Source organism: Luteolibacter sp. LG18, from assembly GCF_036322585.1.
Classification (GTDB): Bacteria; Verrucomicrobiota; Verrucomicrobiia; order Verrucomicrobiales; family Akkermansiaceae; genus Luteolibacter.
On sequence record NZ_AP024600.1, the window covers coordinates 5,407,035 to 5,425,046 of the forward strand.

15 protein-coding genes are annotated in these 18,012 nt (G+C 65.6%); 8 read left to right on the top strand and 7 right to left on the bottom strand.

Translation table 11 applies throughout. The features are described 5' to 3' along the window. Positions 1 to 99 precede the first annotated feature (99 nt). Genes llg_RS21470 through llg_RS21495 form a run of 6 tightly spaced genes read right to left on the bottom strand, consistent with a single transcriptional unit; the run spans position 100 to position 6,819 of the window. Positions 100 to 1,593, bottom strand: a complete 1,494-nt coding sequence (locus llg_RS21470; protein ID WP_338287114.1) for an oligosaccharide flippase family protein — start codon at positions 1,591 to 1,593, stop codon at positions 100 to 102. Positions 1,594 to 1,611: 18 nt separating this feature from the next. Continuing rightward, entirely contained in the window at positions 1,612 to 2,757 is a 1,146-nt protein-coding gene (locus llg_RS21475; protein ID WP_338287115.1) for a glycosyltransferase family 1 protein, read from the bottom strand. Further along, complete coding sequence (locus llg_RS21480; RefSeq protein WP_338287117.1) at positions 2,754 to 4,178, bottom strand: WecB/TagA/CpsF family glycosyltransferase; 1,425 nt, start codon at positions 4,176 to 4,178, stop codon at positions 2,754 to 2,756. The genes llg_RS21475 and llg_RS21480 overlap by 4 nt, the downstream gene beginning before the upstream one ends. Further along, entirely contained in the window at positions 4,175 to 5,380 is a 1,206-nt protein-coding gene (locus llg_RS21485; RefSeq protein ID WP_338287118.1) for a glycosyltransferase family 4 protein, read from the bottom strand. Before llg_RS21485 ends, llg_RS21480 begins: the two co-directional genes overlap by 4 nt. 24 nt (positions 5,381 to 5,404) lie before the next feature. Continuing rightward, on the bottom strand, positions 5,405 to 6,499 hold the full coding sequence (locus llg_RS21490) for a hypothetical protein (protein WP_338287119.1): 1,095 nt from the start codon (positions 6,497 to 6,499) through the stop codon (positions 5,405 to 5,407). Between the two features lie 8 nt (positions 6,500 to 6,507). Next, a complete protein-coding gene (locus llg_RS21495) occupies positions 6,508 to 6,819 on the bottom strand; it encodes an STAS domain-containing protein (protein WP_338287120.1) in 312 nt (103 codons plus the stop codon). Positions 6,820 to 6,938: 119 nt separating this feature from the next. On the opposite strand from llg_RS21495, the gene llg_RS21500 reads away from it, so the two are divergent. The 8 genes from llg_RS21500 to llg_RS21535 are packed head-to-tail and all read left to right on the top strand — an operon-like array spanning position 6,939 to position 15,454. Next, entirely contained in the window at positions 6,939 to 7,670 is a 732-nt protein-coding gene (locus tag llg_RS21500; RefSeq protein ID WP_338287121.1) for a sugar transferase, read from the top strand. 5 nt (positions 7,671 to 7,675) lie between these two features. Further along, complete coding sequence (locus llg_RS21505) at positions 7,676 to 8,830, top strand: hypothetical protein (RefSeq protein WP_338287122.1); 1,155 nt, start codon at positions 7,676 to 7,678, stop codon at positions 8,828 to 8,830. A 2-nt stretch (positions 8,831 to 8,832) separates the two neighbouring features. Further along, positions 8,833 to 10,548 (top strand): SpoIIE family protein phosphatase, encoded by a 1,716-nt coding sequence (locus tag llg_RS21510; RefSeq protein WP_338287124.1) that lies wholly within the window; start codon positions 8,833 to 8,835, stop codon positions 10,546 to 10,548. Continuing rightward, positions 10,545 to 10,910 carry a response regulator gene (locus llg_RS21515; protein WP_338287125.1) on the top strand — a complete coding sequence of 122 codons (366 nt, stop codon included), beginning with the start codon at positions 10,545 to 10,547 and terminating at the stop codon, positions 10,908 to 10,910. The genes llg_RS21510 and llg_RS21515 overlap by 4 nt, the downstream gene beginning before the upstream one ends. Continuing rightward, on the top strand, positions 10,907 to 12,049 hold the full coding sequence (locus tag llg_RS21520) for an alkaline phosphatase family protein (protein WP_338287126.1): 1,143 nt from the start codon (positions 10,907 to 10,909) through the stop codon (positions 12,047 to 12,049). The genes llg_RS21515 and llg_RS21520 overlap by 4 nt, the downstream gene beginning before the upstream one ends. Beyond that, positions 12,046 to 13,296 (top strand): glycosyltransferase family 4 protein, encoded by a 1,251-nt coding sequence (locus llg_RS21525; RefSeq protein ID WP_338287127.1) that lies wholly within the window; start codon positions 12,046 to 12,048, stop codon positions 13,294 to 13,296. The genes llg_RS21520 and llg_RS21525 overlap by 4 nt, the downstream gene beginning before the upstream one ends. Before the next feature lie 14 nt (positions 13,297 to 13,310). Beyond that, complete coding sequence (locus tag llg_RS21530) at positions 13,311 to 14,219, top strand: glycosyltransferase (protein ID WP_338287129.1); 909 nt, start codon at positions 13,311 to 13,313, stop codon at positions 14,217 to 14,219. After that, entirely contained in the window at positions 14,216 to 15,454 is a 1,239-nt protein-coding gene (locus llg_RS21535) for a glycosyltransferase family 4 protein (RefSeq protein ID WP_338287130.1), read from the top strand. The genes llg_RS21530 and llg_RS21535 overlap by 4 nt, the downstream gene beginning before the upstream one ends. A gap of 3 nt (positions 15,455 to 15,457) precedes the next feature. On the opposite strand, the gene llg_RS21540 is transcribed toward llg_RS21535, so the two are convergent. Further along, positions 15,458 to 17,893, bottom strand: coding sequence for a PAS domain S-box protein (locus llg_RS21540; RefSeq protein WP_338287131.1), 2,436 nt, complete (start codon positions 17,891 to 17,893; stop codon positions 15,458 to 15,460). Positions 17,894 to 18,012: the final 119 nt, after the last annotated feature.

Genomic DNA, 18,012 nt, shown 5'->3' on the forward strand with positions numbered 1-18,012 from the left:
AACGGCAAGCAGTGCTATTCTCATGGCCGAATTTGAGCACCTTCACCGCCCCCCTTCAATATCAACTCTTCACGTGATCACGTGACCTCCGAACATAGATCATCGCGTAATCGACTTCAGTGTTTTCATCCCAAGCGCGACCAAGGGCACTCCGGCCACCGCACCGCGCCACGCCAGCTGGAAAAACCCTCCCCCCGCGGGAAACGGCACGAAAACCGCGAGACACGCGAGCACCACGCCGAATCCTCCGAGCGGAAGAGCCGTGCCATGGAAATGCTCCGCCACATATCTCCATAAGCCCAGCGAGAGACGCCGGAGTGTTAGAGGAATCACCGCCAGCCAGCCGAATGCCACGGTCGGGATCATCGTCCCCACCGCCACCCCGAGCACCCCCCACTTCCAAGCCAGTATGATGCTCAGAACAAGGTTCACGAACGCGTCCCCGATGGAAATGAGCAGCAGGATCTTCTCATCCCCGCACATCATCAGCATGCGCTTCGAGCAGCTGTTGGTGAGCTGGGAGCTGTAGATGGCCAGCAGCAGCACCTGCCCGATGCACCACGTCTCATGCGGCACTTCCTTCATGCCGGTGAGCACCCGGATCAGCGGCTCCAGGTACACGGCGGAAAGGGCGTAGGCGGGAGTGACCAGCAGGAAGGTCAGGCGCGAGCTCCGCAGCAGCAGTTCCCGCAATCCATCCGAATCCCCGCGCGCCTTCAGGTCGGCGGCGGCGGGGGAAAGCGCGGCCTGCAATTGCACGCTGAAGAGATTGAGCATCTCCGCCATCTTGTATCCGGCCTGATAGACGGCCACCGCGCCCACGCCGACGACGAGCGAAAGCACGAGTTGGTCGCTCTTCGACATCACGAGATTGCTGAATGTGATGAGGTAAGCCGCCACCGAAAACCCCATCTGCGCGCGCACCGTCCGCCATTCGAAAAGGCGGGGCGAGAGCGAGAGTCCCGGAAGCCGCCGGAAGGCCATGACCACCGCCCCCAGGTTCGGCAGGGCGCTGGTCGCCACGCTGATGCCCATCAGCACGCTGAAATCCCACCCGGCGTGGAGCCCCCAGCTCAAGGCCGCGAAGTTCAGCAGCGTGCTTCCCAGGCTGATCCAGTTCGCCAGGTCGATCCGCTGGAGTCCCCGCAGGATCTCCGGAAACACCCCGAGCGGAAACATCACCGCCATGCCCACGAAGAAGACGGTGTAGGCCCTGGCAAACCGGTCGTGATGCGCGGCGGCGACATCCACGCCGCGCAGGAACGGCTCCTTGCAGGCCAGCAGCGTCACCATCATGACGATGCCCAGAATGACAAAGGTCCAGAAGATCGTGGCCAGCAAGCGGCTGAGCCCGGCGATGTCTCCGGTGGCGTTCTTCTCCGCCACCGCCTTCTGGGCCGTGAAACCGAAGCCGAAATCAAGGAGGATGCCGTAGCCGAACAACGACCAAAGAAGCGACCAGAACCCGAACTCGGCCTGGTCGAACGTCTGGAACATGGTGCGGAACAGCACCAGCCCCGTGAGCATGCGCACCACCACCCCGGCGTAGCTGCTGGCGGTGTTCGACCAGAATCTTCTCTTCCACTCGGCCATGGGATCGTCGGGTTGGAATCAGGACCGGGTGCCCTCCACAGCCAGGTGATAATTGGCGACGGCATCCCGGGCGTGAGCTTGCCAGGTGAATCTCCCCGCCCAGGCGGCCCCCTCCCGCTCGCGGCGGGCGCGCTCCTCGGGAGCCATGGTGGCGAGGCGCACCAACGCGGCGCGGATCGAAGCGGCATCCAGGCCATCGAACAGCAGACCGGCAGGACCGATCACCTCCGGCAGGCTGGTGGAGTCCGCGGATGCCACCCGTGTCCCGCAGGCCTGGGCTTCCAGCAGCGGCAGCCCGAAGCCCTCCATGAGGGAGGGAAACACCAGCGCCTCCGCCGCGGCATACCAGAGTGGCAGGTCCCGGTTGTCCACGAATCCTTCCAGCCGGATGCGTTCCCGCGCGGGACTCGCGGCCACGGCTGCCTCGACGACCTCCGCGCCATGCCACCGGGCACCGGGCAGGATCAGTTCGCCATCGAATTCCCCCGCCGCCACCAACCGGCCGAACGCCTCGATCAGACGCACGTGGTTTTTCGCCGGATGTTCGAGCCGGGCCACATAGAGGAAAAAGGGCCGGGTCAGGTTCATGCGTTTCCGGAAGACCTCCACCGCTTCCGCGGACTGGGGCCGGAAGGCACCATGGTCGATGCCATTGTACACCGTCACCACCCGCTCCGGCGGCACGGCCATGAAACGGACGATGGCGTCCCTGGTGGTGTCGCTCACCGCGAGGATACGAGGCACCCGGCGCGCGATCCAGGGCACCAGCATGCGCCCAAATACGCCGCGCAGAAAATCGTATTTCTCCCGGAGAATGAACGGTGCGCAGTCATGGATCGTCGCCACTTGCCGAACCGGGGAGAACGCCAGCATCCGGCGGTAGCTGGGGATGTGGACGACGTCCACGCGCTCCCGGCGGAGCAGTTTCGGCAGGCACACCTGGTGCCACAGCAGGTTGAGCGCCCCACCACCGAAGCGGGCGGGTATGGAAACCCAACGAGTGTCCGGAATGAAGGGAAAGCAGCGGCGGTCCTGTTCCAACCCGGCGACGTGCAGTTCGATCTCCGGATGACCGGAGGCAAGGGCCTCCGCCAAGCAGATCACGTACCGCCCGACTCCGGATCGCCCGCCTTGGATCATCCCGGCCGAGAGGAGCACCTTCATGCCGCCGCCTCCCATTTTTCAAGGATCGCATCGAGCCGCAGCAGTTTGAGAATCTGGCTCACCTCGCCACTCACGCGGTCCAGATAAAGCGCGCCGCCCTTGGCGAGCATCTTCTTGTGGTAGCGGATCAGGACGCCCACCGCGCGGCTGTCGATGAAGGGCACGGCGGAGAAATCCACCACCAGCGACTTGCCCGCCCGCGATTCCGCGTCCTCCAGCGCCGAGGTGATCTCGTCGAGGTGCATGGCATCCAGCGGATGATCGAACGCGACCCGCGCAATGCCTCCGTCCACCGAGGTCCGGGTGCAAACCGCGGTTTTCCCGATGGTCTCCAAGGCGGTGGATTCATCCGGGACGATGGTAAGCATGGTGTCCAGCTTGCCCGCGGCGAGGGCATGACGCACGAACCCGGATGCCGCTACCAGGAACAGCTCCTGCCCGGAGGCACGGCAGCGGCGCAGCAGCAGGGCGAGGCGGCCGAGGCCACCGCTGTCCATGAAGGACACGGCGGAAGCATCCAGCAGCACGGGACGATCCACCTGATCCGGCACGGCGGCCCCCTCGTAGCTTCCCTTTTCCAAGGCTCCGACCCAGCTCAGGCGGATGACATTGGACGCCGTCCGCGCCACCGCCGGCATGCGGGAAACATCGATCTTGTCCCGCTTAGCGGACAGCATGGCCTGACGGAGGGCGGCCCCCGCCAGGAAGTGGAAGTCGTTCGCATACCGGGAAACGAGCCGCTTGGGATTGCCCGCCATCCGCCAGAACCACTCGAGCCCGACGCGCTGCATCCACTTTGGCGCACGCTTCTGCTTTCCGGTGATGAAGTCGAGGCTCGCCCCCACGCCGATGCTGAGCGGGATGCCGGTGTCCCGGTGGTGGGCGAAGATCCACCTCTCCTGTTTCGGGCATCCCAGGCAGACGAGCAGCAGGGAGGCACCGCTGGCCTTCATCCGGGCGCAGATCCCCTCGTTGTCCCACTCCACGACCGCTCCCATGGGAGGAGCCTCGCAGCCGACCACCTTCAACCCGGGATAGATCGATTCCGCGATCTTGGCAGCCTCCTGCAGGGTCTTGAGATCGGATCCGAAGAAATAGACGGACCTCGCGTCACTGGCACAGATTTCCAGCAGCCGCGGCACCATGTCCGATCCGGCCACCCGCTCGCGCAGGGGAGAGCCGAGCCATTTCGAGAGCCATACCAGAGGCATGCCATCACACACGACCCGGTCGGCGTAGAACACGATCTTCCGCAGGTCGGGATCCTCGCTGGCTTGGGTGGTGAAATCGACATTCGCGGTGACCAGGTAGGACGGCGGGCTGGCCTGCATCATCTCCCGGCATTCGCCGAGGGACTCCTCCAAGGTGAGATCGTGGAATGGAAGCCCCAGGAGAACGACAATCGGCGGTTCTGGTTTCATGGCAGTGCGGGTGATGCGAGGGAATCGATCCGGCGGCCGATCGACCGGCCGAGGGCTTCCCAGGTGTAGGTGGATAGGATGGTGTCGCGTCCGGCCCGCCCGTGACGCTGGCGCAGCTCCGGATCCCGCAGGTAGCGCACGATCGCCGCGGCGAAAGCCTCCGGGGTATCCCCCAGCAGGAGCTCGCGCTCGTGGACGAGGTTCAGCCCCTGCGCGCCGAGCGTGGTGGAGACGACGGGGTTCGCCATCGCGAGCCCTTCCGCGATCTTCAGGCGGGTGCCACCGCCGATCCGGAGCGGCACCATCTGGAGCCAGGCCTTCTGGTAAAACGGGCGCACGTCCGGCACCTCCCCCACGAACTCCACCCCGGGCAGGGAGCCGTATTCCACGACACGCGGGATCGGGCTCTTCCCGACAAGAATGACGCGGAAGTCCGGCACCTCCCTCAGCACCAGGCCGTGGATGTGCTCGAAGTACCAAGCCAGGCCATCGGTGTTCGGCGTGTAGTCGAGAGCTCCGCAGAACAGGGCGGAGGGCGGCCCGGTGGGCGCGGGAGGCCATTCGTCCGCGTTGAAGTAGGCCACGTTCGCCCCGTTCGCGAGCACCTCGATCCGCCCGGCCGGCCCGCCCTTTTCCACGAGGAAGGTCTTGTCATCCGGACCGCACACGACGGTCAGCGCCAGCTCATCCCAAACCTCCCGTTCGAGCCGGGTGATCTTCGAGAGGTTCTCCTTCCGCTTCAGTCGCTCCAGGAACGATAGATCCAGGGTATTGAGCTCCTCGGTCTGGAACAGCCAATCCACGCGGCTGCGGTCCATGATCCGCGCGGGGTGGTCCGGAAAGACCTCGCGCACGTAGGGCCACATCACCAGGTCGCAGAACCAGATGAAATCGTATTCCTTCCCGCAGGTAAACCCGCGCAGGGCCTCCAGCACCCGCTCGGACCACCAGTGGCTGACCGTGACGGGCACGGGATCCCAGAGCCGCTTCGTCCAGAACGGAGCCCACGGCGGATGCTCGAAGGGCACGAACTCGACCCGCGTGCAGAAGTTCCCGAACCGAGGCAGATGCGAGGCATCCTCTTCCTCGGAGGACAGGCAGAAGAGATCCATCCCATATTGCCGCCCGATCTGCTCGGCCAGATGATATACCCGCTGATATGTCCCGCGGCGCAGCGGCCAAGGCACGTAGGGCAGAATCATGAGACATGTCTTTTTCACAGGAATTCAACTGTAGTATTGCCACCACCGGGCGTAAGCCCCCTGCCACCCTTCCCCGCCGGCGGGCACGGGCAGGAAGCTCCCCGCGTCCATCTCGGAGGAGCCACCGAGTTCCAACAAACACGGCAAGGCACGCATCAGGGCGCCGCGGGGGTAGTCCCGCCATGGCCTGAGGAACGCCCCCCGCTTCAGCCGGTCCCGCGCCGCCAGCGCGGCATTCCGCCACCACGGGGAGGCAGGCACCACGACGGGCAGGGCGCGATACGATTCCAGATCGGGAATGGCGCATCCGAGGCGGCGCGCCTCGACTGTTAGAAAAACCTCCAGCCACGCCGTGGCGAGGCGGCGGGACTCGGCCTCAAGGTGCGCTCGATCCGGGGCCTGGGTGAACGGCCGGAATTTGAACTCCACCGCCTCGGCATGCCAAGCGGGCAGCTCGGGCACGGCGACAGGCTGCGAGGCCGCCGCCACACGCTCACCACGCTCCCGGCACCAAGGGACGTAGGCCCCATCCAGGCACAGCAGCGCGTCACCCAGCGCGAGTTTCAGTTTCGCGTGGTTGCGGATCACGAACGCGGGATCCGTCGTCATCCTGCCGCGGGCGAAGTAGAGACCGCTGCCGCGGTTCCAGAGCAGGCGCGCGGCGTCATCCGCACCGATCCTGCGGAAATCCACGCCCGCCGCGAGACGGCTCAAGAACCCGCAATCCCCCGCCACAGGCACATTTCCGGCCACAAGGTCCGCGAACATCATGGTATCCATCCCGCGCTCCACATCGGATGGAGGGAGAGTCTTGATCTCCACATCCACCCCCAGCGCCGCGGTCTCCTCACGCTCCCTGGCGCGCGCCCAAGCGATCACCGCGGGATCATCCGGGTGATCGGTGAACAAGAAGTAATCGAAATCGTTGAACAACCCGGGACCACCACCCGCAGTCTCCAGCACCCCGCCCTCACCGCGGCCGTAGCCGCCACCGAGCGCCAGTCCGGTCGCCTTCCCCGCGATCTCCGCCCACACCGCTTCCATCCTGCGGAAGTGCTCCTCGATCCGCTTCACCAGACCCGGATGATCCCCTTCGAAGTAGCAGCGGAACGTGGCCATGGAGTGGCTCAGGTCAATGGCTCGATCTCGAAAAACCGGTGGACTCTAACAAGCTCCAGGACGGTCAACACCGCCGGGGTGATGCCGCGCAGGATCACCGGACGTTTCTCCTCGGGCAGGAGATTGTTCACGTGCAGCAGCGCGCCGACTCCCGAGCTGTCGATGAACTCCACGGCGGAACAATCGATCACCACGCGTTGGTCATCCTCGACCAGCGCGCCCGCGGCGAATGTCCGGAACCCCGGAGCAAGCGCCCGGTCGAGCGCGGATTCCTTGATCCGAAGCACCAGATTGCCATCTCGTTCCAATTCAAAGCTCATCCCGATTTTCCTCCCAGCCGTTTGATTTGTTAAGATCCTTTTTACGAAGACATTAATGATACAGACTTCCCAAGGACAATCAAATAGACTAGAAATCTAAACACCGGCCTGTTCATCCCATGCAGCATCCGACCCTTCATGAAAACCCTGCTGCTTACTGGAGCCGCGCCATGAACGACGGCACGGTGGAGCAGTGGCAGCGCACGGCCCGCCGCAAAATGAAGATGTGGCGGGTCACCACCGGAGCGACCCGCGCGGCGAAGCGGGCGATCGACATCGCGGGTGCCGCGGGTGCCCTTGTCGGCTTCTCGCCAATCTTCGCGGTGACGGCGCTTCTCATCAAACTCGAGGACCGCGGACCGGTGTTCTTCCAGCAGAAGCGCGTTGGCGAAGGCGGCCGCCTGTTCGGCATGTGGAAATTCCGCTCGATGGTGCCGAACGCCGACAAGCTGAAGGACCAGTTGCTGACGGAGAACCAGCACGGCCAGGCCGGGGTCACCTTCAAGATGAAGGACGACCCGCGGATCACCCGGATCGGGAAATGGATCCGGAAACTTTCCGTGGATGAATTCCCCCAGTTCTACAACGTGCTGAAGGGAGACATGTCACTGGTGGGCCCGCGCCCGCCCGTGCCTCGGGAGGTCGCCGCGTACCGCGCCATCCACCTCCGGCGGCTGCGCGTGAAGCCCGGCATCACCTGCCTGTGGCAGATCGGGGGGCGCGCGGAGATCGATTTCGAAGGCCAGGTGCGCCTCGACCTCCAGTACATCCGCTCCGCGTCGGCGTGGATGGACCTGAAGATCCTGCTCAAAACCGTGCCTGCGGTTCTGTTTGGAAGCGGAGCCTATTGACCGAAATGACACCGCCCTCCACCACCTCCGGACCGCTGGACCTTTTCCTGCCCGATTGGGCCGCGCTGGACACGGTCCGCCGCCATCCCCTGCCCTTCGCCCTGTGGGAGATCGGAGACCAGAGCCTGCTCTGCCATTGGTTCGACCACGCCGTCAACGCGGGCCACGCCTCCGTGCGGATCCACGTCATCGATCGTCCGGCGGACATCCGCAGGGCGGTGAAGGAGGCCACGCTGTGGCCGCTCCCGCTCGAGGTCGTCACGCTCGGATCCGGCGCCACTCCCCCGGCACAGGCGGTGGTGGTGGACACCCTCCCCGGCTCGCGGGCGGAGCGCCGGACCCCGGCGGACGGCTGGGAGCTGCTGGACCTGGCCGCGGCGCTGGAAAAGGAATGGCTCGACCAGCTGCGGGCCGATCCAGCGGGCGACCTGCTCTGCATCGGCCGCTCGTGCCGGATCCATCCGGACGCGATACTATATCCACCGTATTTCATCGGGGATGACGTGTTCATCGGCCCCGGCTGCGAAATCGGCCCGCATGCCGCGATCGGCTCCGGATCGATGCTCTCCGGCGCGAACGTGGTGGTGAGGTCCCAGATCGCCGCCCACTCGTTCCTGGGCCCGATGACGGCGCTCGATGACTGCCATCTGGATGGCAACCTGCTGCTCAACCGCCGGAACCGCGCTCGGCTGGACCTGGTGGAGCAGCACCTCGGTGCCAGCCTGCGCCCCGCGGACCGCCGGAACCAACCGGGCTGGAGCGAGCGGCGGCTGGCCCGCAAGCTGGCACGCCGGTTCGATGGCGAAGTGCGCCCGACCGGCACCTTCCACCTCCACAACGGCCGCACCCTGCCCGGACGCGGCCCGGCCGATTTTTCCACCCGGATCCAATGGCTGGATGAGGTCTCCTCCGGGAACATGCGCCTGTTCGGCGTGCTGCCACGCACGCGGGAACAGCTCGACCGCCTCCCGCTGGAGTGGCGCAGCGCGCTGGAGCACGCGCCGGTGGGGGTCTTTTCCTACGCGGATTGCCACGGTTGCCATTCGCCGGACCATCCGGATGAAGCCCTGCACGCCGTTTACCAAGCGACCCTCGATGACGAGGTGCTGGCGCCGATTCTGCGGAACTTTCTGGAAACCCTGCAACCGGTCGGGTTCTAACCATGAGCATCCTCCCGGTTCCTTCCACCGTCACCCGGTTCAGCATTCCGCCCGATCCCCGCTTGGTCGGCCGACTGCGGGAACTCTTCGTTGCCGGCATTTCGGTGCCACCTCTGACCGAAAGGGACATCCGGGGCTGGGCACTGGCCTTCAACGAGGCGGTGTGCAACGCGATCGACCACGGCTGCGAGGGCCGGGCCGGGGCCACCATCACGGTGGAGTGGAGCATCCAGGAAAACGCCATCCGCCTCGCGGTGGAGGATCCCGGGGAGGGTCCGCCGGAGAGCGTCCTGCTCGCGCCACGCCTGCCGGACGATCCCTTCGCGGAGTCCGGCCGCGGGCTCTTCATCCTGAGCGAGCACGCCGATGAAATCAGGGGCCTGCGGGGTGCCGGACTGTTCCGTCTGGAGCTCGTCAAGCATCACCCGGGGCTCAGCCGCACCCTGGATTCCGATCCCGAGATGGAGCAGGCGCTCGAGGAGCTGAGCACCTGCTACGAGAGCCTCTCGATGTTCTACCGCCTGACCCAGAACTTCCACGGCAACGCGGAGCTGGCCTCCTTCATCGATGGGGCCATCGGGGATTTCCTGCGGCTCCATGACTTTCAAAGCACGGTTTTCGCGGGCTCCGAGCATCTGCCCTCCACGGTGGGTGAAGCCATCCGGGACAGCACCTGGTTCGTGCCCTTCGCCGATGCGAACATGGCCATCACCGGCCTATCCACCCTGAGGGGCGAGATCGTATGGAATGAGCCGTCCGACCTCGCGGCGAAGGGGATCGCTCCCGGGGGAACGCTGGAGGGCATGGCAGGCTGTGCCATTCCCATCACGTCCGGCGAGGTGGTGTTCGGTAGCCTCATCGCGCTGCGCAAAGCCGGCCGGCAGGACCTCAAGGCCGGCTCCCTCGGCATCCTGCGGACGCTGGCGGACCTCTGCGGCATCGCCTGCGCGAACACCCACCTCGGCATCCTCCGTGACCAGGCCCAGAAGAAGCTCGGCGAGCTGGCGGTGGCCGTCGAGATCCAGAAGGCGCTGCTTCCCATCCTGCCCCCGCCCGCGTCCCCACACTGGGCGGTGGAGATCCACCAGGAAAGCTCGCTGCAGGTGGCGGGTGACTATGCGATGGCGACCACCACGAAGGATGGCTCGCTGGTCCTGTTCATCATCGACGTGATGGGCAAGGGCGTTTCCGCCGCCCTTCTGGCGAGCATCTTCCGCAGCGCGTTCGAATTGTCCATCGGCGAGCCATCTCCCGCGCGCCTGCTGGAGCATCTGAACCGCCACCTCTGCACCCAGTTCGGCAGCCTGACCACGTTCATCACCTGCGGGACGGCGCGCTATGATCCCCGCACCCGGATCTTCGACTACGCCGGGGCCGGTCATTGCCCCACCCTGCACTACGCCGCGGACGGGCGGCGGCACTTGATCGAACCTTCCGGTCCTCCACTGGGCATCCTGCCCGACATCACCTACCAGGATCATCGTATCCACCTGGAGGGAGGCGCCCGTTTCATTTTTCTCACGGACGGCTGCTACGAGTGGGACCGGGCCTCCGGGGTGGACGATGGCTGGGCACGCTTCCTCGCCCTGGCCGACTCGTTCCAATCCCGTGCCGCCGACGGCCTCTGGGACGCCCTCACACTCCGCCTGCGCGAGGCCAGCGGCCCTGCGTTGGAAGACGACTGCACCCTGATCACCCTCGACATCCCGCCCCGATGATACACGCGCTCGTCGCTGAAGATGACACCCTGATGTCACGGCTCTACCAGATGCACTTCCGCCGGAACGGCATCGAGGGCGCGTTCTACACCACCGGGAAGGGCGCTCTGGAAGCGGCGGCCCAGGCCCCGCCCCAGATCGCCATCCTCGACTTCGGCCTGCCCGATCTGCCGGGCCCCGAAGTCATGCGCCAGCTCCATGCCCTGCCGGGCTGCGCGGAGATCCCGGTGATCTTCGTCACCGCCCGCGCCACCCAGGATCTGGTGACCAGCCTGTGCGCGGCCGGTGCGGCAGCGGTACTCGGCAAGCCGTTCTCCCCCCTGGACCTCATCGAGAAAATCCAACATTTCGCAGTCCGGTGAAAAACAGGGTGGACGTGTTCATCTTCGCGGACGCGCTGGGTTGGGAAATCGCCCGGCGGCGGGATTTCGCGCGCGAATTGCTACCGGTGCGGAACCGCTGCGAGACGCTGCTGGGCTACTCCTCCACCTGCGATCCCACGATTCTCACCGGAGCCATGCCGGTGGATCACGGACACTTCTCGTTCTTCGTGAAGGCCGCCGGCCGCTCCCCATTCGCCCGGCTCGGCCTCCTCGGCTGGCTTCCCGAAATCCTCGCCGGACACCACCGGATCCGGAACAAGGTCTCCGGAGCCTTGGCGAGGCGGCTCGGCTACACCGGCTACTTCCAGCTCTACAGCGTGCCATTCTCGAAGCTCCCCTATCTCGACTACACGGAGAAAAAGGACATCTACGAACCCGGTGGCATCCTCGGCGGCCAGCGCACGATTTTCGAACACTGGAAGGAATCCGGAAAACCGTGGATGCGGTCCGATTGGCGGCAGGACGACGAGACAAACGTGGCCCACGCGCTGCGGGAACTCGAGAAGGGCGAGGTGGAACTCATCTACCTTTTCACCGCCCGCCTGGATGCCGTGATGCATCGCCACGGCACCTCCCACCCCGCGGTGGACGAGGCCTTCGATACCTTCGCGGCGAACCTGCGGCGCCTCGCCGACACCGCGGCGAAGCACTACCGGGAAGTGCGCCTCCACCTCTTCTCCGACCACGGCATGGCGGACACGGTGGTCTGCTCGGACCTGATGCTCCGCTGGAACCGGCTCGGTCTGAAGTTCGGCCGCGATTACACCGCCGTGTGGGATTCCACCATGGCGCGCTTCTGGTTCGCGGACGATCGCGCCCGGCAAGAGGCCACGGCATGGCTGGCCGCCCAGAAGGATGGCGAGATCCTCAGCGACGAGCGGCTGGAAGGCTACGGCTGCCTCTTTCCGGACCGGCGCTACGGCGAGCTGTTCTACCTGCTGCCCTCCGGCTCGCTCTTCGTGCCCTCGTTCCTCAACCAGCGGAAAGTGACCGCCATGCATGGCTACGCGCCGGAGCACCCGGACAGCGCCGCGGCCTGGCTGTCCAACGTGGAAACCACCCCGGTCCACGCGCTCACGGACATCTTCCCGGTCATGCGGACCGCCTCCGCCTCATGAAAGCGAACCGCATTCTCCACGTGCCACGCCGCTTCGCCCTCCAGGAATGGGGCGGCACCGAGAGCGTGGTCTATCATCTCTGTGACGAACAGAGGCGCTCCGGGCAACAGCCGGAGATCCACACCTCCCGGGCCCTGTGCCAGACACCCGCGGAAACGTGGAACGCCATCCCGATCCGCCGCTACCGCTATTGCTACCCCTTTCTCGGTCTCAGCCGGGAGGATGTCCTGTCCCTGGACAAGAAGGGAGGCAATCTGCTCTCGCTCGACCTGTTCCGCCACCTCGTAGCCGCGCGGGACGTGCGCATCTATCACGCCCATGTGCTCAAGCGGATGGGCGGCTCGGTGTTCACCGCCGCCCGCCTGCGCCGGAAACCCTTCGTCGCCACCCTGCACGGCAATGTCTTCGACGTGCCGCCGGATGAAGCAGCCTCGGTGGTCCGCGCCCAGCAGGGACACTTCGAATGGGGCAAGCCCTTCGGAGCCCTGTTCCGTTCGCGGGCCCTGCTGGAGGAAGCGGACGCCGTGCTGTGCGTGGGCCACTCGGAATTCGAAAAAGCGCGGCAGCACCTCCATCACGACCGCGTCCACTATCTACCGAACGGCGTCAATCCGGAGTCCTTCACCGGCGGCAGCCGCGCGGAGGGGCGCGCCGAACTCGGCTGGCCGGACGATGCCTTCGCCTTCGGCTGCCTGAGCCGGATCGATCCACAGAAGAACCAGCTCCTTCTCGTCGAGGCCTTCGCCGCCCTCGTCCGCCGCCACCCTGGAAAACCATGGCGCTTGTTGCTCGGCGGGCCCCACACCGATGCGGACTACCACCGCGCCATCACCACCGCCATCGCCACCCACGGCCTGGAGGCTCTCGCCACGGTGCTGCCACCGGTGGTGGCGGAATCCCCGCGGCACCGGAATCTCCTCGCCGCCCTGGACACCTTCGTCCTGCCATCCCGCCACGAACCCTTCGGCATCGTGGTGCTGGAAGCCTGGGCCTCGGGGCTGCCCGTCATCGTTTCCGATGTAGGCGGGCTCCAGCACCTGGTGGGTCACGAGCGGGAAGGGCTGCGCTTCCCTTCCGGAGACGCGCCCGCGCTGACCGCGGCGATGGAGCACATCGCCGCGCAACCCGGTCTGGCCCGCGCCCTGGCGGAAGCCGGAGGAGCCGCCACCCGCGAACGGTTCACCTGGGCCGCCGTGGCCGCCAAACTCGAGGAGATCTATCAGGCCGCGGAGGCCCGCCATTCCTAACCGCCCGATCCACCATGCCAGAACTGCCCGAATCCGTCTCCGTCGTCATGCGCTGCAAGGACGAGGCCTGGGCCGTGGGAGACACCCTGCGGATGCTCAAAGACCAGGACTATCCCGGCACCATCCAACTGGTCGTCATCGACTCCGGCTCGACCGATGGCTCCGTGGAGATCATCCGCGCCGCCGGGCCGGACAAGCTCATCGAGATCCAGCCCCACGAGTATATCCCCGGCGTGGTCATGAACCGCGGCGCGCGGGAATGCGACCACGAATGGATCGTGTACCTGAACGCGGATGCCACCCCGGCCAACCGCCAATGGCTCAGGGAGCTGCTGCTTCCATGCCTGCAGGCTCCGGCATTCGGCGCAGGCTTCTCGCGCCAGATACCGCGCCCGGATTGCCAGGCGGTCTTCGCCCACGACTACGACCGCTGCTTCGGCCCGGAACGGGAATCGAAGCACTGGGGGCACTTCTTCAGCATGGTCAGCAGCATCACCCGCCGCTCCGTGCTCGAGAAGGAACCCTTCCGCGAGGATCTCCAGTACGCCGAGGATGACGAGTGGACCCGGCGGCTGCTGGCCAAGGGCTATCAGGTCATCTTCGCCGAGGAATCCGTGGCGATCCATTCGCACAACTACACGCTCAAGCAGTGCTTCAAGCGTTCCTTCGGGGATGCGAAGGCCATGGCCGCCACCAGCACCACCCACCCCTCCGATGTGAACCTCCACTACTTCGTGGCACTCGGCTGGGCACGGGATTTCCTCAAGGACGTGAAGTGGTGCCTGAAGAACGGCCACCTCACCGGGATCCCGCGTGCCGCCGCCGTCCGACTGTCCCAACGCCTCGGCCGCCGGAAAGGGCATCACGTCGGCTGGAAACATTACCACCGGGACCAAAATCCACCCGCTCCCCGCGAAGCGTGAAAATCCTTGTCCTTTCCAACCTGTATCCGCCCCACGAGATCGGAGGCTATGAGATCCGCTGCCGGGACATCACGGACAACCTGCGGTCCCGCGGGCATGACGTCCGGGTCCTGACCTCCGACCACCGAGTGGAAGGCCGCGCCCCGGCCCAGGAAGCGCATGTCCACCGGCGCCTCCACATCCATGGCATGTACGGGCATCCCTGGCTGAAAATCCACCGCCTGCACGCGCTGGAGAAACACAACCACGCGGTCCTGCGGGAGGAGATCGCGGACTTCCAGCCGGACCTGATCCACGTCTGGAACATGGGCGGCGTCTCCAAATCCCTGCTACTGCGGCTGGAGGGACAGAAGATCCCGGTGGTATACGATGTGTCAGACCACTGGATCGCCCGCAGCCTGAAGGCGGACGTCTGGCTTTCCTGGTGGAACGCCCCCGGCTCCAGTCTCCGCGGGGCCGTTCGCAGCCTGCTGGAAGCCACCGGCATGCGGAGCAGGCTCGATCCCGCCACTCCCACCCGCTCCTGGGATACCCTGGCATTTCCCCATATCTATTTCTGCAGCGCCTTCATGCGGGATCACACCGCCGCAAAGGGCTGGCCGGTGAAACACGCCCGGGTGATCCACTGCGGGATCGATACCGCCTCCTTCGCCGTGAAGCGTTCCCACTCCCGGTTTGAAAAGCTGCTGTGGGTCGGCCGGATCAATGACGACAAGGACCCCTTCACCGCCGTACGGGCACTCGCCGAAGCACGGAAGCGCGGCCTGGATTCGCTGACGCTGGACCTCTACGGCGGCGGTGATCCCGCTGACCTCGCACGCCTCGAAGCCGAGATCGCCCGGCTGGATCTCGGTGCCGTGGTCGCCCGGAGATCGGTCCCGGCCGCCGAGATGAGGGAGCTCTATGCCCAGTACGATGCCCTGCTCTTCACCTCGAACTGGGGCGAGCCCTTCGCCCTAACGCCGCTGGAGGCCGGGGCCTCCGGCCTGCCGGTCATCAGCTCCCTGGATGGAGGCCAGGCGGAACTCGTGCGCGACGGCGTGAACGCCATTGCAGCCGGGGCCGGAGATCCTCTCAGCTACGCGGACGGCATTTCACTGCTGGCAGCGGACGCCACCAAACGCGCCGCCATCGCCTCCGCCGCGCGCGAGGAAATCCTCCGGAAATTCGATCTGGCGGAAATCACCACCCAGATCGAGTCCCTGTTGGTCCAAACCGCCTCCTCCCCGCGCTGAATCTCACCGGGCCACCTCCAGCAATCCGATCCGCTCCAAGACGCCCTCGAGGGACTCGGGTTTGACGGGTTTCGAAAGGTAGTGGTCCATCCCCGCGGACAAGCATGCCTTCCGGTCATCCTCCGAGGCATTCCCCGTAACCGCCACCAGTGGCAGCAACACCGCCGCCTCTCCCACCATGCCCGCGCGGATCCGCTTCGCCACCTCCACGCCATCCAGCCCCGGCATGCGCATGTCCAGCAGCACGGCATCCGGCACCTCGGGCGCGGCCTTCAAGTAATCGATCGCCTTCAGCCCGTCGGCTACGATGTCCGCCTGAATACCCAGCTTCCCGAGCATCAGGGACATCAGGCGCGCGTTGATCGGTTGGTCCTCCGCCACGAGAATGCGGCAGCCATGCCGGGCCACGAGCGGACACGGCCTCCGCGGCACCACCGCCACAGCCCCTTCCTTCGCCTCCACATAGGGCACCCAGAACGTGAAGATGGCTCCCCGGCCGGTGGCGATCCCGTCGATCCCTCCCCCCATCGCCGTGACCAGCCGCTTGCAGATCGACAACCCCAACCCGGTGCCGCCATGAGTCCGGGTGGAGGAAAGATCTGTCTGATAGAAGGGCTCGAACAAATGCGCGCGCTGCTCCTCGGAGAAACCCGGTCCGGTGTCCCGCACCGAGATCTCCAGCCTGCCTTCCGCCGCCTCCAGATTCACCGAGACCTGCCCCCGCAGGGTAAACTTCACCGCGTTGCCCACCAGGTTCATCAAGACCTGCCGGAACCGCGCCGAATCCCCCATGATCCTCTCCGGCACTCCTCCGCCAATCGTCGTTTGCAGCACCATCCCCTTCGCCCTGGCCTCCGGCTCCAGAAGGATGACGGTCTCCCGCACCATCCTCCCCACGTCGAACGCCCGGCTCTCCAGCTCCAGTATCCCGCTCTCGATCCGGGAGAAATCCAGGATATCGCTGATCAGGGACAACAGAATGTCCCCGCTCCGTTCGATGATCGCGACATACTCGCGCTGCCGCTCATCCAGCCGCTCATCCTTGAGCAGCCGCGCGAACCCGAGGATGCCGTTGAGTGGAGTGCGGATCTCGTGGCTCATGGTCGCGAGAAAGAGCGTCTTCGCCTCGTTGGCGCGCTCCGCCTCCTCCTTTGACCGCCGGATCTCGGCCTCCGCCTCACGCCGCATCGTCACGTCCCGGATGATCTGCTGGACCAGCATCTCTCCTTCCAGCATCACCCGGCTCGTCGCCACCTCCGCGGGAAAGGCGGAGCCATCCTTCCGGACGATCGTGACCTCATGAAAATCCGACGGTTCCTCCGCCAGCATCGCCTTCGCCAACCCCGGCTCGCTCCCGCATCCCACCAGACCGGACATGTTCACGCCGATCAACTCCTCCCGCGTGTAGCCGGTCATCCGGCATGCGGACCGGTTCGCCTCCAGGATGCGTCCGCCGCCATCGTGCAGAATGATCCCATCGATGGACTCCTCGAACACCAGCCGGAACCTCAGCTCCCGGTTCAAGACCTCCTTCTCCACCCTCCGCCGCGCCGAAAGATCCCGCGCCATCACCTGAACGTGCGCCGCCCCCTCGATGTCGAAACGACTGGCGACGATCTCCGCCGGAAACCGGCTGCCATCCACCCGCCTCAGCTCGAACTCCATCCGGCAATACCCCGTCCGCCTCAGCTCCCGCAGCGCCGCCTTGGCCACCACAGCCGACTCGGGAGGAATCAGACCGGGAACCTTCATCCGCAACAACCACCCCTTCCGAAAACCGAACATCCTTTCCGCGGATTGATTCGCCTCGATGATCTGCCCCGAGAAATCATGGATGAGGATGGCATCCGCGGAGGACCGGAAGAACGCCCCCAGCCGCGCCTCCTCACGCAGCACATCCCTCCGGGAGCGTCGGCTGGCCTCCTCCCGGCCGATGAGATGGGCCAGCATATCCAGAATCCGCAGACATCCCTCATCCGGCGCCACATCTCCGTGGAACAAGACCGCGAGCGCGCCGATCACCTCTCCATTCCTCACGACCGGGTGCCCCACATAGGATTGAAACCCGGCGGACTTCACCAGCGGATCGAGGATGGAATAGTCCGTCCCCGCTAGATGGCGGACGACCTTCGTCCCTCCCATCCACTCCGAGATGATCGTTTCGAAGCATATCCGGCCGGGTGCCTTGTCCTCCACCGGCACCGTTTCCGCCACACGCCATCGGCAATCCCGCCATAACTTCCCCGAAGAGATTCGCGAATAGACGGCCGCGTCCGCCCCCAACAACTCCCCTGCCGCCGCCACCAGGTGCTGGAGATTCCGAAGCAAATCCTCCCCCAGCGAGCCGATCGCCTCGATCACGCCCGAAAGGAGGGCGGAATCACCGTCATGGCGGGTGGAACCCGCCACCGGAACAGATGAGCATCCACGTTTTTTCATCCGGGCATCACAAGTGGGATCTCCGTCGTCACTGGACCGGAATCTGCCAGATTCCACAGCTCCCCGCAACGCCGCGCTCATGCAATCATCCTCCACGGATGACTTGTCCTCCCCACCCG

What these genes read in the sequence shown, in the direction of transcription:
- llg_RS21495 (WP_338287120.1), bottom strand. Translation starts at nt 6,819, where the DNA reads ATGAGCTTTGAATTGGAACGAGATGGCAATCTGGTGCTTCGGATCAAG.
- llg_RS21540 (WP_338287131.1), bottom strand. Translation starts at nt 17,893, where the DNA reads ATGAAAAAACGTGGATGCTCATCTGTTCCGGTGGCGGGTTCCACCCGC.
- llg_RS21505 (WP_338287122.1), top strand. Translation starts at nt 7,676, where the DNA reads ATGACACCGCCCTCCACCACCTCCGGACCGCTGGACCTTTTCCTGCCC.
- llg_RS21485 (WP_338287118.1), bottom strand. Translation starts at nt 5,380, where the DNA reads ATGATTCTGCCCTACGTGCCTTGGCCGCTGCGCCGCGGGACATATCAG.
- llg_RS21510 (WP_338287124.1), top strand. Translation starts at nt 8,833, where the DNA reads ATGAGCATCCTCCCGGTTCCTTCCACCGTCACCCGGTTCAGCATTCCG.
- llg_RS21530 (WP_338287129.1), top strand. Translation starts at nt 13,311, where the DNA reads ATGCCAGAACTGCCCGAATCCGTCTCCGTCGTCATGCGCTGCAAGGAC.
- llg_RS21475 (WP_338287115.1), bottom strand. Translation starts at nt 2,757, where the DNA reads ATGAAGGTGCTCCTCTCGGCCGGGATGATCCAAGGCGGGCGATCCGGA.
- llg_RS21500 (WP_338287121.1), top strand. Translation starts at nt 6,939, where the DNA reads ATGCAGCATCCGACCCTTCATGAAAACCCTGCTGCTTACTGGAGCCGC.
- llg_RS21525 (WP_338287127.1), top strand. Translation starts at nt 12,046, where the DNA reads ATGAAAGCGAACCGCATTCTCCACGTGCCACGCCGCTTCGCCCTCCAG.
- llg_RS21515 (WP_338287125.1), top strand. Translation starts at nt 10,545, where the DNA reads ATGATACACGCGCTCGTCGCTGAAGATGACACCCTGATGTCACGGCTC.
- llg_RS21490 (WP_338287119.1), bottom strand. Translation starts at nt 6,499, where the DNA reads ATGGCCACGTTCCGCTGCTACTTCGAAGGGGATCATCCGGGTCTGGTG.
- llg_RS21480 (WP_338287117.1), bottom strand. Translation starts at nt 4,178, where the DNA reads ATGAAACCAGAACCGCCGATTGTCGTTCTCCTGGGGCTTCCATTCCAC.
- llg_RS21470 (WP_338287114.1), bottom strand. Translation starts at nt 1,593, where the DNA reads ATGGCCGAGTGGAAGAGAAGATTCTGGTCGAACACCGCCAGCAGCTAC.